This window comes from Methylobacterium sp. 001424705 (assembly GCF_059816145.1).
The window spans coordinates 20,534-36,869 of sequence record NZ_JCBANU010000036.1; the positions used below are offsets into that span (position 1 = coordinate 20,534).

13 protein-coding genes are annotated in these 16,336 nt (G+C 68.8%); 3 read left to right on the forward strand and 10 right to left on the reverse strand.

Features of this window, described 5'->3' with window-relative positions; genetic code table 11:
- Positions 1-44: 44 nt before the first annotated feature.
- The 3 genes from AC6EUL_RS21010 to guaA form a co-directional block, all read right to left on the reverse strand.
- Positions 45-3,215, reverse strand: coding sequence for an efflux RND transporter permease subunit (locus AC6EUL_RS21010; protein ID WP_499872476.1), 3,171 nt, complete (start codon positions 3,213-3,215; stop codon positions 45-47).
- Positions 3,216-3,247: 32 nt separating this feature from the next.
- Positions 3,248-4,585: an efflux RND transporter periplasmic adaptor subunit gene (locus tag AC6EUL_RS21015; RefSeq protein ID WP_499872478.1), complete on the reverse strand. Its 1,338-nt coding sequence runs from the start codon at positions 4,583-4,585 to the stop codon at positions 3,248-3,250.
- A gap of 351 nt (positions 4,586-4,936) precedes the next feature.
- On the reverse strand, positions 4,937-6,493 hold the full coding sequence (gene guaA, locus AC6EUL_RS21020) for a glutamine-hydrolyzing GMP synthase (RefSeq protein WP_499872480.1): 1,557 nt from the start codon (positions 6,491-6,493) through the stop codon (positions 4,937-4,939).
- 166 nt (positions 6,494-6,659) lie between these two features.
- Here guaA and AC6EUL_RS21025 point away from each other — a divergent pair, with 166 nt between their 5' ends.
- Positions 6,660-6,887 carry a hypothetical protein gene (locus AC6EUL_RS21025; protein ID WP_056212771.1) on the forward strand — a complete coding sequence of 76 codons (228 nt, stop codon included), beginning with the start codon at positions 6,660-6,662 and terminating at the stop codon, positions 6,885-6,887.
- Positions 6,888-6,969: 82 nt separating this feature from the next.
- On the opposite strand, the gene AC6EUL_RS21030 is transcribed toward AC6EUL_RS21025, so the two are convergent.
- Positions 6,970-8,271: an RsmB/NOP family class I SAM-dependent RNA methyltransferase gene (locus AC6EUL_RS21030; protein WP_499872490.1), complete on the reverse strand. Its 1,302-nt coding sequence runs from the start codon at positions 8,269-8,271 to the stop codon at positions 6,970-6,972.
- Positions 8,272-8,435: 164 nt separating this feature from the next.
- Here AC6EUL_RS21030 and AC6EUL_RS21035 point away from each other — a divergent pair, with 164 nt between their 5' ends.
- Positions 8,436-8,609 carry a hypothetical protein gene (locus AC6EUL_RS21035; protein ID WP_499872482.1) on the forward strand — a complete coding sequence of 58 codons (174 nt, stop codon included), beginning with the start codon at positions 8,436-8,438 and terminating at the stop codon, positions 8,607-8,609.
- Here the strand turns inward: AC6EUL_RS21035 and panE are convergent.
- The 4 genes from panE to AC6EUL_RS21055 form a co-directional block, all read right to left on the reverse strand.
- The gene (panE, locus tag AC6EUL_RS21040; RefSeq protein WP_499872484.1) at positions 8,603-9,559 is read right to left on the reverse strand and encodes a 2-dehydropantoate 2-reductase; all 957 of its coding nucleotides are present in this window, start codon (positions 9,557-9,559) and stop codon (positions 8,603-8,605) included. The genes AC6EUL_RS21035 and panE overlap by 7 nt on opposite strands.
- A gap of 77 nt (positions 9,560-9,636) precedes the next feature.
- Entirely contained in the window at positions 9,637-10,068 is a 432-nt protein-coding gene (locus AC6EUL_RS21045; RefSeq protein WP_499872486.1) for an MAPEG family protein, read from the reverse strand.
- 61 nt (positions 10,069-10,129) lie between these two features.
- Positions 10,130-11,623, reverse strand: a complete 1,494-nt coding sequence (guaB, locus tag AC6EUL_RS21050; protein WP_056272260.1) for an IMP dehydrogenase — start codon at positions 11,621-11,623, stop codon at positions 10,130-10,132.
- Positions 11,624-11,787: 164 nt separating this feature from the next.
- Entirely contained in the window at positions 11,788-12,690 is a 903-nt protein-coding gene (locus AC6EUL_RS21055; RefSeq protein ID WP_056491474.1) for a DUF3313 domain-containing protein, read from the reverse strand.
- A 306-nt stretch (positions 12,691-12,996) separates the two neighbouring features.
- Between AC6EUL_RS21055 and AC6EUL_RS21060 the strand changes: the two genes are divergently transcribed.
- The gene (locus tag AC6EUL_RS21060; protein ID WP_056212784.1) at positions 12,997-14,412 is read left to right on the forward strand and encodes an MFS transporter; all 1,416 of its coding nucleotides are present in this window, start codon (positions 12,997-12,999) and stop codon (positions 14,410-14,412) included.
- 36 nt (positions 14,413-14,448) lie between these two features.
- Here the strand turns inward: AC6EUL_RS21060 and AC6EUL_RS21065 are convergent, their stop codons facing one another.
- A complete protein-coding gene (locus AC6EUL_RS21065; protein ID WP_056491470.1) occupies positions 14,449-14,982 on the reverse strand; it encodes a DoxX family protein in 534 nt (177 codons plus the stop codon).
- 79 nt (positions 14,983-15,061) lie between these two features.
- Entirely contained in the window at positions 15,062-16,312 is a 1,251-nt protein-coding gene (locus AC6EUL_RS21070; protein ID WP_499872492.1) for a multidrug effflux MFS transporter, read from the reverse strand.
- Between the last annotated feature and the right edge of the window lie 24 nt (positions 16,313-16,336).

Genomic DNA, 16,336 nt, shown 5'->3' on the forward strand with positions numbered 1-16,336 from the left:
TGAGCCCAGTCGACATTCGTGCAACTGCGCGTAGTTTTTTTGGATCAAGCGGTGACCGAAACCGGCTGTGAAGCCGGTGTCGATGGTGCCTCCTCGTCCTCGGCCAATCCGGGCTTTCTCCGCGACAGCGTGAGGATGAGTACCGGCAGGATCAGCAGGATGAGGAGCGGCGCCAGGCTCATGCCGCCGACGACGACCAGCGCCAGGGGCTTCTGAACCTGCGATCCGACACCATTCGAGAAGGCGGCCGGCAGGAGGCCGACGCCGGCGACCACGCAGGTCATCACCACCGGCCGGAGCTGCGTGTGACAGGTCCGCAGCATCGCCCGCACCCGCTCCTCTCCCTCGATGATCAGACCGTTGAAGTGCGACAGCACAATGATGCCGTCCATCACGGCGATGCCGAGAAGCGCGATGAATCCGATCGCCGCCGAGACGCTGAACGGTGTGTCGGTGATCACCAGGGCGAGCACGCCGCCGGCCGCTGCCATCGGGATGACGCTGAGCGCCAGCAGCATGTCGATCGCGGAGCCGAAGTTCATGAACAGCAGGATCGCGATGAGGCCGATGGCGATCGGGACCGTCACCGACAGGCGCGCCAGGGCACCCTGCATGTTGTTGAATTCGCCCACGAGTTTGAGGCGGTAGCCCCGCGGCAGGGCCACCTCGGCGTTCACGCGCTCACGTGCCTCCAGGATCGCGCTGCCGAGGTCGCGGTCGCGGACGCTGAACTTCACCGGAAGGTAGCGCTCCTGGCCCTCCCGGTAGATGTAGGCCGGCCCTGAGACGAGGGCGACCTGGGCGACCTCGCTCAGGGGCACCTGCATCAGCGTGCCGTTCGGCCCCTGCCCGGAGATGCGCAGGTTGCGGATGGAGGCCACGCTCTGGCGGAACTGCTCGGCGAGGCGGATGACGATCGGATAGTGACGATCCGAGCCGCTGTCGTAGAGGTCGCCGGCGCTGTCGCCGCCGATGGCGGTGCGGACCGTGGCATTGATGTCGCCGGGGGTGAGGCCGTAGCGTGCGGCACGGACCCGGTCGACGTCGATCTGCACCGTGGGCTGACCGAGCGACGTGAACACGCCGAGATCGGTTACGCCGGGCACCTTGCGGAGCACGGCCTCGACGCGGTTGGCAACCGCCGTCAAGGTTTCAAGGTCGGATCCGAACACCTTGAACGAGTTCTCGCCCTTGATGCCGGAAACCGCCTCGGCGACGTTGTCCTGCAGGTACTGCGAGACGTTGAACTCCACGCCGGGGAAATCGGTGCGCAGCCGGTCGAGGAGATCGCCGACCATCCGGTCCTTGGTCATGCTCGGCCGCCACTTCTCGGCCGGCTTGAGCGGCGCGAAGAACTCGCCGTTGAAGAAGCCGGCGGCATCGGTGCCGTCATCCGGGCGGCCGTGCTGCGAGACGACGCTCTCGACCTCCGGCACCGCTGCGATGATGCGGCGGATCCGGTTGACGTAGAGGTTTCCCTCCTCCAGCGAGATCGTCGCCGGCATGGTGGCACGCAGCCAGAGATTGCCCTCCTCGAGCTTGGGCAGGAATTCCAGGCCGAGCTGGCGCCCCGCCACGCCGACTCCGGCGGTGAGTAGCAGCGCGAGGCCGAGGGTTAGGATGCGATTGCCCAGGGCGGCGCGGATGGCGGGCCGGTAGAGCCGGTCCAGGGTCCGCACGAGGATCGTCTCGACCTCTTCGACATGGGCTGGAAGGAGGTAGGCGGAGAGGACGGGCGTCACCGTGAAGGTGGCGATGAGCCCGCCGAGCAGCGCGTAGGCGTAGGTCTGCGCCATCGGCCCGAAGATGTGGCCTTCCACCCCCGTCAGGGTGAAGAGCGGCAGGAAGCCCGTGACGATGATGATCGCCGCGAAGACGATCGAGCGACTGACGTCCCCGGAGGCTTGGCGGATCCGCAGGAGCTTGCCTGCGAGGCCCGGCCGGACCACCTCCCCTGTCGGTGTCCCGTGACCGGAGAGCCGCCGGAAGATCGCCTCCACCATGATCACCGTTCCATCGACGATCAGTCCGAAATCCAGGGCGCCGACGGAGAGCAGGTTCGCCGACTCGCCGCGCACCACCAGAATGATGACGGCGAAGAACAGCGCGAAGGGGATGGTCGCCACCACGATGAGGGCGCTGCGCAGATTGCCGAGAAAGAGCCACTGCACGATGAGGATCAGCACGATGCCGACCAGCATGTTGTGCAGCACGGTGTGCGTGGTGACCGCGATGAGGTCGGCCCGGTCGTAGATCCGCTCGATCCGGACGCCCGGCGGCAGAAGGCCCATGGCCTCGATGCGCCCCACCTCCGCCTGTACGGCAGCGATGGTCGGCGTGCTCTCCTCGCCCCGCCGCATCAGCACGATGCCCTGGACGATGTCATCGTCGTCGTTCATGCCGGCGATGCCGAGGCGTGGCTGGTGCCCGATCGTGACGGTGGCGACGTCCTTGACCAGCACCGGTGCGCCGCCCGACTGCGTCAGCACTGTCTCGCCGATGTCGTCGGTGGAGCGAATCAAGCCGACACCGCGCACCACAGCCGACTGGGTGCCGAGATTGATCCGGTTGCCGCCGACGTTCAGGTTGCTGTCGTTCACGATCTTCACGACGCCCGACAGGGTCAACCCGTAGGCGGTGAGCCGGTCCAGGTCGACGGCGATGTCGAAGGTCTTGGTCTTGCCGCCCCAGCCGATCACGTCGATGACGCCCGGCACGGCGCGGAAGCGCCGACGCAGCACCCAGTCCTGCAGGGATTTCAGGTCGAGGACGCTGTAGCCCGCCGGCGCCGTCAGTTTGTAGCGAAAGATCTCACCGATGGGGCTCACCGGCGAGATGGTCGGCTTGGCGCCGTTGGGAAGGGCGTCGAGCTGGGCCAGCCGGTTCAGCACCTGCTGCTCGGCCTCGCGGTAGCTGAACTCGAAGCCGAACTGCAGCTTCACATCCGACAGCCCGTAGAGGGAGACCGAGCGGACCTGCTTCAGGTTCGGCAAGCCGGAGGTAATCACCTCGATCGGCACGGTGACGTAGCGCTCGATCTCCTCGCCCGACAGACCATTCGCTTGCGTGATCACGTCGATCATCGGCGGGGTCGGGTCCGGATAGGCCTCGATGTTCAGGGTTCGGAAGGCGACCAGCCCGCAGGCCAGCAGCAGAACGAACGCGAGAACCACCAGGGCACGCTGGCGCAGCGCGAGATGGACGAGGCCGGTCATGCGTTGGGTTCCTGCTGACGGGAGCCGACGGATCAGCCCCGGGTCACCATCCGGTCGATGAATAGGGAGCCGCGCGAGATCACACGCTCGCCGGTCGCCAGACCTTCGAGGATCTCGATCTTGCTTCCGTCGATGATGCCGGGTTTGACCCGGCGGCTCTCGACCGTGTTGTCGGCCTTCAACACCCAGACGCTCGCCTTGCTGCCCTCCAGCACGACCGCTGCACGGGGGACCGATTGCGACAGGGTTTCGCGCTCGTTGATGATGCGCACGGTGGCGTACATCTCGGGCTTCAGCAGATTCTGTGTGTTGTCGATATCGGCCCGAACCGTGATGCGACGGGTCGTCGGGTCGACGGACGATCCGATGAAGTTGATCCGCCCCTCGAAGACCTTGTCGGGATAGGCGAGTACGCGGAACTTGAGCCGATCGCCGAGATCGACCTTCGCCGCGTCCGGCTCACGCAGCTGCGCGATGAGCCAGACCTTGGACAGGTCGCCGATGATGTACGAGGGGTCGCTGCCCCCGGTGCCGACATACTGACCCGGTCCGATCTTGCGCTGGATAATCGTTCCCTTGAGGGGCGCGTTGATCGCTGTTTCGGGGTTGATCGAGCCCTTCTGTAGATTGGCGACCTCGTCGTCGCGCAGGCCCAGGATGCGCAGCCGGTTGCGCACGGCCTCCAGACCGACCTCGGCCGTCCGGGCATCGTTGGTGGCCGTGTTCAGATCGTTCTGCGCGGATTGGAGCTCGCGCAGCGTGGTGACCCGCGAATCATAGAGATCGTGCAGGCGCTTCTCGGCGGCCTGGGCGTAGCCGAGCTGTGACCGTGCCTTGGCCAGGACGTTCAAGGCCGCAAGATAGTCGTTCTGGGCCTGGACCATCTCGTTGGCCTGGATCGAGAAGAGGCGCTCACCCTTCTGCACCTGCTCGCCGGTGCGCGCGAAGATGGCGATGACCCGACCCGGATAGGGGGAGAACACCGGGGTAGCCTGATACTCGTCGACGCCGATCTTACCCTCGGTGGTGATCTCCTCGTAGAAGAGGCGCTGCTCCACCGTCTCAGTGTCGATGGCGGCCAGCTGGTCTGGGCTGAGGACGAAATCGCCGTTGCTCGGTGGTGTGACCGTGACGGCTGCCGGCGTCGGCGTCGTTGCAGCACCCGCGAGCGTACTGGGCAGCCACAAGAAGCCAGCAACGCAAAGACTTGAGGCGACTAAGAGAATGGAAACCTGAGTGCGATGCTTCAACCCGACGAGTGGAGCGAACGAACCCTGAGGCTCAATCATCGAATCGATCTCGCGTGTCTTCGCATTTGTGCACTCATCCGATCCGGCCGGATGGTGCGTCGGTCTGTAGAAGGCCGTCACCTGAGATACAAGCGTGGCCCATTCACGATTTGGTCGCGTCGTCTCTCGCGTAATCGGTGTGGCTTTCCGGCCCCGAGAAACGGGTCGCTCCGACAGATCGCGCGGCTTCCCAATATTGGGCTGCCGCCCGTCGTTCGGCCCGTGTGGGAGCTGAAAGTTCGGACGAGAAAACCCCGCGGACCTTAAGGCCTGCGGGGTTAAAGTTGCGTCACATGAATCCCTGGGAGGGACCTCTGGTATACTACATGCCAATTTAAACGCAGCAAGAGGTATTGTTCCCCGTGGCGATTTATTCTGCCAGCGGCACTATGGGGCGCAGAGAAATTTTTCTCATCGGTCCTCGCCTGCCCTTCATTCCCACTCGATCGTTCCGGGCGGCTTCGAGGTGATATCGTAGGTCACGCGGTTGATCCCCTTGACCTCGTTGATGATCCGCGTCGCCACCCGACCGAGGAACGTCATGTCGAACGGATAGAAATCGGCGGTCATGCCGTCGACCGAGGTCACGGCGCGCAGGGCGCAGACGTGGTCGTAGGTGCGTCCATCGCCCATCACCCCGACGGTCTTCACGGGAAGGATCACCGCGAAGGCCTGCCAGATCGTGTCGTAGAGGCCCGCGTTGCGGATCTCCTCCAGGTAGATCGCATCGGCCTTGCGCAGAGCTTCGAGCTTCTCGGGGGTGATCGTACCGGGGCAGCGGATGGCAAGGCCCGGACCCGGGAAGGGGTGGCGTCCGACGAAGGCCTCCGGCAGCCCGAGCTCCTTGCCGAGCACACGGACCTCGTCCTTGAACAGCTCGCGCAGGGGCTCGACGAGCTGCATGTTCATGCGCTCGGGCAGGCCGCCGACATTGTGGTGGGACTTGATCGTGACCGAGGGACCACCGGTGAACGAGACGCTCTCGATCACGTCCGGGTAGAGGGTGCCCTGGGCCAGGAAGGCGGCGCCGCCGATCTTCCTCGACTCGGCCTCGAAGACGTCGATGAACAGGCGCCCGATGGTCTTGCGCTTCTGCTCCGGGTCGCTGACGCCGGTTAGCTCGCCGAGGAACAGGTCCTGCGCCTCCACATGGACGAGGGGGATGTTGTAGTGGTCGCGGAACAGGCGCACGACCTCCTCGGCCTCGCCCATGCGCAGGAGACCGTGGTCGACGAAGACGCAGGTGAGCTGCTCGCCGATCGCCTCGTGGATCAGCACCGCCGCCACCGCTGAGTCGACGCCGCCGGACAGGCCGCAGATCACCCGCTCCTTGCCGACCTGCGCTCGGATCTTCTCGATCGCCTCCTCGCGGTAGGCGCCCATGGTCCAGTCGCCGGAACAGCCGGCGATGTCGCGCACGAAGTTGCGGATCAGGAGGGCGCCATGCGGCGTGTGCGCCACCTCCGGATGGAACTGCACCGCGTAGTACCTGCGCGCTTCGTCCGCGACCGCCGCGAAGGGGGCGTTCTTCGACATGGCGACGGTCGTGAAACCGTCCGGCAGCTTCGTGACGCGGTCGCCGTGGCTCATCCAGACGGGGTAGTGCTCGCCCACGTGCCAGACGCCCTTGAACAGGGGGCAATCCGACAGGATCTCGATCTCCGCCCGACCGAACTCCGCGTGGTGCCCGCCCTCGACCTCGCCGCCGAGCTGGGCCGCCATGGTCTGCTGACCGTAGCAGATGCCGAAGACCGGCACGCCGGAATCGAACACGATCTGCGGGGTCCGGGGCGAGGCGTCGGTCGTCACCGATTCGGGACCGCCCGAGAGGATCACGCCCTTGGGCTTGGTTTCGGCGAAGGCTTCGGCCGCCTTGGTGAAGGGGACGATCTCACAGTAGACGCCCTCCTCGCGAACGCGGCGCGCGATGAGCTGCGTCACCTGGCTGCCGAAATCGACGATGAGGATCTTATCGTGCTCTGTAGTCATGGAACCGGAGTTAGACGAGGCCTCGGTCCGGTGCAACGGATCACCCCGCAGAGCCGCCCCGCGGCGGGCATCGGGCTGGGGATGCGGCGCCAAAGGACCGTTAACCCGGTGTTCACCGCCGGGCGTCGACACCGTGCGCCCCCAGCAACGAACAGGAGCCTCAGCCATGAGAGCCACCATCTTCGGGATCGCCACCCTCGCCCTCGCCGGCTTCGGAGCCACCTCGGCCTCCGCCTTGCCCGTTCCGGCCGGCATCGCACCCACCAGCGGGATCCAGCAGGTCCGCGTCGTCGAGCGCACGGTGATCCGCGGCCCCCGTTGCAAGACCGTCGTTACCAAGCGCCGTGGGCCGATGGGCCGGATGGTCGTGGTGCGGAAGCGTCGCTGCTTCTAAAACTGCGCCGCTGATTCGAGAACGGCGCCGCTCCTCCTGTGCAGATGTCTGGAATGGCCCCCATGTGGGGCCATTCCTCGTTTCAGGCCCGCCGCTCCAAGGTGGCGACGTAGAAGCCATCGGTGCCGGTCCGGGCGGGACTCATCTGAAGGCCGTGCCGGGTCAAGCGGACGACAGAGCCGAGATAGGGGGCGTGCTCGGCGAGAATCTCGGAGGCTGAGACCACCGCAAAGTCGTCCGACCGACGCGTGAGGAGGTCGGCGACGGCCGCGTCGTTCTCCTCGGGGAGCAGCGAGCAGGTGATGTAGGTGATGCGACCGCCGGTGCGCACCAGCCTTGCGGCCCGGTCGAGTACCGTGGCCTGGTCGGCGACGCGTGTGCTCAGGGCATTCGGGCGCATCCGCCACTTGGCATCGGGATTACGCCGCCACGTGCCGGAGCCGGTGCAGGGGGCATCGACGAGGACGCGGTCCGCGCGGCCGTCGAGGTCTGCGAGGACGTCGGTGCGGGCCTTGCCGGCACGGGGCGTGCGGATCTCCGCGACGGCGCCGGCGCGCCGTAGGCGCTCGTGCATCGGGGCGAGCCGGCGCGGATCGTCGTCACTGGCGATCAAACGGCCGGAGTTCTCCATCATCGCGGCCAGGCTCAGGGTCTTTCCCCCGCCGCCGGCGCAGAGATCGATGACGGTTTCGCCGGGCCGTGCGCCGCTGAGAAGGCTTGCGAGCTGCGACCCCTCGTCCTGAATCTCGTACCAGCCGTCGATGAATTCTGGCTCGACATGGAGGGCGGGGCCGCGTCCGTCGTCGCCGATGGGGATGCGCAGGCCATTGGGCGCGTGCGGGGTTGGTTCCGATGCGAGGTGGGCGAGGCCCGCCTGGGCCTCCGGGCGGCTGCGCTTGAGGGTGTTGACACGGATGTCGAGGGGCGCGCGTCGGCCGAGGGCCCGTAGTTCGTCGAGGATAGCGGATCCGAAGGTCGCCTCGAGGGAGGGGAGCACCCATTCGGGAACATCGCCGGCGACATGGAGCGGGGCGTCGACCAGGGTGCCGTCCGTCAAGCGCGTCCGTTCGTCTGCGGTCAGCGGCTCCGGGGCGAAGCGTTCGCCGCTGAACATCTCCGCAATGGTCGGGGCAGCGAGACCGTATTGGAGCCGTAGCATTCCGATGACGAGGCTGCGTGGGCTCTCGTCGGCCATGATCCAGGCGGCGGAGGCGCGCCGGCGCAGGGCGTCGTAGACGAGGCTGGCGATGGCGGCCCGGTCGCCCGATCCGGCGAAGCGATGGGCGAGGCCCCAATCCTTCAGGGCGTCGGCGGCGGGGCGGCGGCGCGCGGCGATATCGGCGAGGACCTCGATGGCGGCGGAGAGGCGGGCGGGGGGCGTCAGGGCATGATCCTCGGGTTCCGGGCAGTCGCTTTCGGCGGGCGCCGCGATACGGCCACGCTTCGGGCGGCGGCCGGACACAATACAGTCGAGCTTCCGGCGCGTTTACGGCTCAGCTTGCGCCACGGTGCCGCGCAGAGCGGACGCCTGGAGCTTTAGAGAACCCCATGTCTCCCGTCATCCATCTCAGCCTCGCCGGCCTCGTCATGCTGGCAGTCGCCGCCTGTTCCACGGCGCCGGACGCCCCCGACCTGTCGGCGCCGCCCCCGCGCCGGCTCGATGCCAAGACCCAGCTCGAATACGGCGCGCCCCCACCCCCGCCGCCCGGCGCGCGCTACTGAGGGTTCGCGGCCGCCGACTCGCGGGCGCGGCGGTTCTCGTAGGCCTTCAGGTGCGTGTAGACGCGGTCGAGCATCGGATGCCCGGCCGCATCGGGGGCCCGCGCGATCAAGTCGCCGATGATGTGGTCGGCCTCGATCCGGGCGCCGCCCTCGATGTCGCGCAGCATCGAGGCGGTGAAGGCCGAGCCCTCGGCGGTGAGCGTCCTGCGCGTGTTGTCCATCACGGTCGACCGCGGTGCGTAGCCGGCGGCTTCGGCGATGGCGCGGCACTCCTCCATCAGCACCGTGATGAAGGCGAGCCCGCCCGGAGCGGCCATGATGTCGCCGATGGTGGCGCGCATCAGGCAGGTGGCCCCGGCCAGGGTCGCCAGGAAGCTCCATTTCTCCCACATTTCCAGCAGCATATGCTCGCTGAGGCGGGGCTGGAAGTTCACGCCCTGCATCAGGGCCTCGATGGCCTCGACGCGGGCGGAGCGGCCGCCGGCGCGCTCCCCGTAGGTCAAGGTATGGAGCGGGTTCATCTGGCGGATCTCGCCCGCGGGGCCGAGAGTCGCCACGATGGCGCAGGCGCCGCCGAGCACGCGGTCCGCACCGTATACCACGTCGAACGCGTCGAGGTGGCGCATCCCGTTGAGCAGTGGCAGGATCGCGGTGTCGGGTCCGACGGCCGGCGCGACGTCGGCGATGGCGCTGTCGAGATCGTAGGCCTTGCACGAGAACAGCACGAGGTCGAAGGCGCCGCCCTTGCCGGCGGCGAGGTCGGCGGCAGTGACGGTCTGCGGCGCTGGAATGTGCAGGTTGCCGGCGGGACTCTCGAGCCTCAGCCCGGCCGCGGCGAGCTTCGCCGCGCGGGCCGGACGGACCAGGAAGGTGACGTCGCGGCCGGCCTCGGCGAGGCGTGCGCCAAAGTATCCGCCGGTGGCCCCGGCGCCGACAACGAGCACGCGCATGGTCTGATCCCTTTCGTCGTTCGCGGATCGCGGCCCGATGCGGCCACCCATCCGTCAGGCCGCGTCATCGTCCCGGGTCAGACGCTGATCGGCGCCAGGAAGATCCGGAACGCGAAGAGGATCCACATCACCAGCAGCACCAGCGTGCCGACGGCATAGGCGCGGAAGCGGTGCGGGATGTGGTTCGTGGTGAGATAGACGCCGGCATGGACGACGCGCGTGGCCACGAAGACCCAGGACAGGATCACGAACAGGAGGTCGGCCTTGCGGGTGGCCAGGGCGAACCCGACGAGGACGTAGAACAGCACCGGGATCTCGAACTGGTTCGAGAAGGTGTTGGCGGCCTGCTGGGCCGGGGCCGGCCAGTCGCGCTGGCCCAGTGTCAACGCGCGGTCCTTCACGGCGCCGCCGCGCACCGCCGAGAGGCGCATCCGCCCGGTCCAGAACAGCAGCGCGAAGGTGAGGAGGACCTGGGCGAAGACGGGCGCCAGGATGGCTTGGACGGTCACGGCGATTCCTATCGGGCGGCGACCCGTGCCGGACGTCCGGCACGGGCGCGCGCGGCGCGGGTCAGGCGCGGCCGGGGTAGTTCGGGCTCTCGCGGGTGATGGTCACGTCGTGGACGTGGCTCTCGCGCAGGCCCGCATTGGTGATGCGGATGAACTGCGCCTTCTCCTGGAACTCGGGGATCGTCGGGGCGCCGACATAGCCCATGGCGGCCCGCAGGCCGCCGGCGAGCTGGTGGAGCACCGCCGCCACCGGGCCCTTGTAGGGCACCTGCCCCTCGATGCCCTCGGGCACGAGCTTGTGGGTGTCGCTGACCTCGGCCTGGAAGTAGCGGTCGGCGGAGCCGCGGGCCATGGCGCCCACCGAGCCCATGCCCCGGTAGCTCTTGTAGGAGCGGCCCTGGTGCAGGAACACCTCTCCGGGGGCCTCGTCGGTGCCGGCGAGGAGCGAGCCGAGCATGGCCACGGAGGCGCCGGCCGCGATCGCCTTGGCGAGGTCGCCCGAGTACTTGATGCCGCCGTCGGCGATGACCGGCACGTCGGCGCTCTGCGCCGCCTCGACGGCCTCCATCAGGGCGGTGAGCTGCGGCACGCCGACGCCGGCGACGATGCGGGTGGTGCAGATGGAGCCCGGGCCGATGCCGACCTTGATCGCGTCCGCGCCGGCATCGATCAGCGCCTGGGCGCCGTCGCGGGTCGCGACGTTGCCGGCGACGATCTGCACGGTGTTGGAGAGCTGCTTCACGCGGCGCACGGCGTCGAGCACCTTGATCGAGTGGCCGTGGGCCGTGTCGACCACGATGACGTCGCAGCCGGCATCGATGAGGCGCTCGGCCCGCTCGAAGCCGCTGTCGCCCGTGGTGGTGGCGGCCGCGACCCGCAGGCGGCCCTGCTCGTCCTTGACCGCGCCCGGATAGGCGACCTGCTTCTCGATGTCCTTGACCGTGATGAGGCCGATGCAGCGATAGTGGTCGTCGACGACGAGCAGCTTCTCGATGCGGAACTGGTGCAGCAGGCGCTTGGCCTCGTCCTGGCTCACGCCCTCGCGCACGGTGATGAGCCGATCGCGGGTCATCAGGTCGGCGACGGTCTCGGACGAGTTGGTGGCGAACCGGACGTCGCGGTTGGTGAGGATGCCGACGAGCTTGCCGCGGGAGCCGTTGGGGCCGCGCTCCACCACCGGGATGCCGGAGATGCGGTTCTGCTTCATCAGCGAGAACGCATCCGCCAGGGTCTCGTCCGGGTGGATGGTGATGGGGTTCAGAACCATGCCCGACTCGTACTTCTTGACGAGGCGGACCTGCTCGGCCTGCTCGGCCGGCTCGAGGTTGCGGTGGATGACGCCCATGCCGCCGTTCTGCGCCATGGCGATGGCCATCGGGGCCTCGGTGACGGTGTCCATGGCCGAAGCCAGGATCGGCAGGTTCAGGTGGATCGAGCGGGTGAGCCGGCTCGCGATCTTGACGTCGCTGGGCATCACCGAGGAGGCCGCGGGGCGCAGCAGGACGTCGTCGAAGGTCAGGCCCTCGATGATGGAATCAGCGGTGATGCGGGCCATGAACCAACTCCGGAACGGGTGCTGCGTCGGGCGCTCGCGGGCGTTCCGACGTCACTGGGTTGGCACGGGCCAGTATCATGCACGGGGAACCGGCGCAAAGCCGCCGGTGCGCGCGTCCGACAGGAAAATGCGCCCGGGACGCCGTTCTCCGGTGGGGGTTGCGCCTAGCGCACGCCTCGGGACGCGCCTGGCAGGCCCTCGGCCGGCCCCCTGTCGGTCCATTCCGGCGGCGCGCCGACGTAATCGCCGAGGATGCCGTCGAGGCCGGGGGCACGGCCGAACGCCTCGCAATCGGGGTCGAGCGGCGCTTCGCCGAGGGTCGTGATGCGGACGCGGTCGTAGGTCGGCAGCGTGAGCGGCGCCTTGAACGGGTCCTGGCCGGTGGCGAGGTAGAAGCCGAAATCCTGGCCGAACTCGCCGGCGAGGTCGTAGGCGTCGCTGGCCGGGGAGAACCGGGCCTGGTTGGTGAAGGCGTTGCTGGCCCCGCCCCAGACCATGGCGGCGCGCTGCACGTTGCGGCTGTCGAGAGCCTCGGCCTCGACGGTCAGGCTGCCGAGACCGATCGGGATGCGGGGGATCGGGACGCGGCCGACGGCCGTCGCGAAGCCGGCGCCGAGCTGGGACGCGATGGTGATGCCCGCCGAGGTCGCCACCGTGGCGCCGGCCGCCGGCACGTTGGTGAGATCGATCCGGGTCACGGCCGAGCGCACCGTGAGGTCCGCCTTCCGGCCCGAGACCACGTCGTAGCGCAGGGAGAGTTCGTAGCAGAGCGCCCGGTCGGCCGCGTTGGCCACGAGCTTGCGCTCGGCCGGCGTCAGGCCCGGGGCCACGACCTCCGAGAAGGCGGTGGGGACGATCCGCACGGTCCGGGTGGCCGCGAGGGCCGCCGGATCGACGAAGATCCGCGAAGAGCTGGCCGTCTCGTCGCTGCCGGCGAGGCGGTCGTACCGGGTCAGGGCGCCGGATTCCGTGAGCACCACGGTCCCGCAGCCGGCGACGGCAGCCGCCAGGGCGAGGCAGGAGACGAAGCCCGCCAGCCTGCGTCGATGTTCGAACCTCGGAAGCATCGGTGACTTTCTTGGGGACACGGTGGGGAGCGCCCGGCACGGCTCCGAAGCGGAGTCGAGCGGCACCCGATCATGCCGTCGAGCTTAGCGGCTCCAGCAACATTGTGGAAAGGTGAGCAAGGCCGTCGCCGGTCCGATGCTGGGCCGATGTGGCCGCAGGGCCACGCCGTCGGAAGGCCCGGGCCCTGCACGTGCGGCATGTCCCTTTCATCCCGAGCCATTCGTCATTGCATACGCGCTTGCCGCGGCATCGCTTTTGGTCGGTATGAGGCATCCGAAACGCCCGACCGGACCGATGTCTCGCCGATGCGCACGTCCCAGATCGTCCCCCTCGTCGTCGCCACCGCGCTGTTCATGGAGAACACCGATTCCACCGTGATCGCCACCGCGCTCCCGGCCATCGCCCAGAGCCTGAACGAGGACCCGATCGCCCTCAAGCTCGCCCTCACCGCCTACCTCGTCAGCCTGGCGATCTTCATTCCGATCAGCGGCTGGATGGCGGACCGGTTCGGGGCCCGCACGGTGTTCCGGGTCGCCCTCGGGGTGTTCATGGCCGGTTCGCTGGCCTGCGCGGCCTCGAACTCCCTGGCAGGCTTCGTCGCCGCACGGTTCTTCCAGGGGCTCGGCGGCGCCATGATGGTGCCGGTGGGACGCCTCGTGATCCTGCGCAGCGTGCCCAAGAGCGAACTCGTCAGCGCGCTGGCCTACCTGACCATTCCCGCCCTGATCGGGCCGATCTTCGGTCCGCCGCTGGGCGGCTTCATCACGACCTATTTCGACTGGCGCTGGATCTTCTTCATCAACATCCCGATCGGGATCGCCGGCATCGTGCTGTCGACGCTCTACTTCGAGAACATCCGAGAATCCGAGCGCCCACCCCTCGACGTCCTCGGCTTCCTCCTCTCCGGGCTTGGGCTCGCCACGCTGATGCTCGGCCTCGCCTCCACCGGCCGCCCCCTCCTCCCGGAGGGCGTCTCCTGGGGCTGCCTCGCCGCCGGAGCGATCCTCTTGGGGCTGTATTTCCGGCATTCGCGCGGCCTGGCCAACCCGGTGATCCGCCTCGACCTGCTGCGCTATCCGACCTTCCGCGCGGCGGTGACGGGCGGCAGCCTGTTCCGGATCGGCACCGGGGCGATCCCCTTCCTGCTGCCGCTGATGCTCCAGATCGGCTTCGGCCTCGATCCCCTGCGCTCGGGCCTCATCACCTTCGCGGCGGCGGCGGGCGCGCTCCTGATCAAGCTCGTCGGCCCCCGCATCCTGCGCGCCTACGGCTTCCGGCGGGTGATGCTCGTCAACGCGCTGGTCGCCTCGGCCTTCCTCGCGGTGAACGGCCTGTTCACCGCCGAGACCCCGCACGCGATCATCATCTGCGTCCTGCTGATCGGCGGCTGCGTGCGGTCCCTGCAATTCACCTGCGTCAACGCCATCGCGTATGCCGAGTTGGAGACCCGGGAGATGAGCGCGGCCACGAGCCTCGCGAGCGTGGCCCAGCAGCTCTCGCTCAGCCTCGGGGTGTCCTTCGGGGCGCTGGCCCTGGAGGGCGCCGCGGCGTTCCACGGCCGCACCGAGATCGTGGCGCAGGATTTCGCCCCGGCCTTCCTGGCGGTGGCGCTGATCTCGGTGATGTCCTTCTTCTCCTTCCGGCGGCTCAACCCGGAGGCCGGCGCCGAGGTCTCGGGGCACCGGCTCGCCGCCGCCGCCCCGCGCAACGCGATGCCGTAGGACGCGATGCCGTCGAACGCGGGGGCGTCCGGGACCTCAGGCGGCGGCCCGGGCCGGATTCCGCCCGGGGGCGCGCTTGGGCTTCGATCCGCCCCGCGCGGCGGCCGAGGAAGTGGCCGGTGCCTTGGCCGATGCCTTGCCCGCACCCGCCGACGCGCGCGCGCCCTGGCGCCAGCCCTGCCAGCTCCAGCGGCCGGGGCCGGTCATCGCGTAGATGAGGAAGCCGCCGGCGAGGCCGAAATCGGCCAGCATCAGGGTGCGCTCGGCCACCGCGCTCGGCCCGGAGAACTGCCAGAACGGGTGCAGGAGCACGGCCATCACGCCGACGAAGACGGCGAGCGCCAGGCCGCTGAGGCGTGGCAGCACGCCGAGGATCAGCGCGACGGGGCCGAACACCTGGACGATCACGGCCGCGGTGGCGACGGCGTTCGGGGACGGCAGGCCTGTGGCCGCGAGGGTGACGGCGAAGCCGGAGACGTTCAGGGCCCGGGCGACCCCCGTGGGCAGCAGCGCGGCGGCGAGCAGCAGCCGGGCGAGGAAGAGCAGTCCGTCTTGGGCACGGCCGGTCACGTCTGGGGCTCCGTCAGGGATCCTGGGAGACCGAGCTTTGTCGCGACCGCCTGAAGACGGCGTTAAGGCTGCGGTGTCCTCAACCGGAGACGCCGCCGCGGAAGAGGCGGCCCCGCTCCGTCCAGGCCACCACCGCGAGGGCTAGGCCCCCGAGGAGGGCGTAGCCGATGCCGATGGGCAGCACCGAGCCGTCGAAGGCGTGCCCGATCAGGAAGCCGCAGAAGGCGCCCAGGATCGTGGTGTAGAAGCCGAGGAAGGACGAGGCCGTGCCGGCGATCTCGCCCAGGGGCTGCAGCGCCAGGGCGTTGAAGTTCGGCATGGCGAAGCTGATCAGGAACTGGTTGGCGGCCAGGATCGCGAGAAACAGCCCCAGGGGCGGGTGACCGTGATAGGCGAGCCCCGCCACCACCTGCCCCACCGCCACGACGACGAACAGGCTCAGACCCGCATGGGACAGCGGGCGCATGCCGAGGCGCCGGACGAGGCGGGCATTCACCAGGGTGGCGGCTCCCATGGCGCCGGCGACGAGGCCGAAGGCCAGGGGGAACAGGCCCCCGAGATGGTAGAGCCCCGTGTCGAAGACCTGCTGGGCCGAGCCGACATAGCCCATGATGCAGCCGGTGAGCAGGCCGAGCGCCGTGGCGTACCCCACCGCCACGCGGTTGCGGAAGGTGATGGCCACCGCCTGGGCCACCGCCGCGAGGGAGAAGGGCCGCCGGTATTCCGGATGCAGCGTCTCGGGCATCCGCCAGGCGAACCAGATCACCAGGATGCCGGCGAGCGCCAGCATCGAGACGAAGACGTAGACCCACGAGCCGAACAGCAGCATCGCGCCGCCGATGGCCGGCGCGATCATCGGCACGATCAGGAACACCATCATGATGAGCGACATCACGCTTGCCATCTCGCGCCCCGCGAAGCGGTCGCGCACGATCGCCGTCGAGAGGACGCGCCCGCTGGCGGCGCCGATGCCCTGGATGACGCGCGCCGCCAGGAGCCAGCCGAAGGACGGGGCCACCATGGCGAGGCCGGTGCCGACGACGTAGATCGCCAGGCCCGCCAGCAGCACCGAGCGCCGCCCGTAGGTGTCCGAGAGCGGCCCGTAGACGATCTGCGCCGTGCCGAAGCCGATCATGTAAACGTAGATGAGGAGCTGCAGGCTGTTGGGATCGACCACGCCGAAGCGGGCCTGGATCGCCGGAAACGCAGGCAGCAGGTTGTCGATCGAGATCGCCGTGACGGCCATCATCAGCGCGACGATGCCGACGAACTCGCCGAAGCCCGGGCCTGACCACGGCCGGGCGGCCGGTTCGGAGACGGTGACGGGGATGGGGGCGGCCGCCCGGCCGTGGAC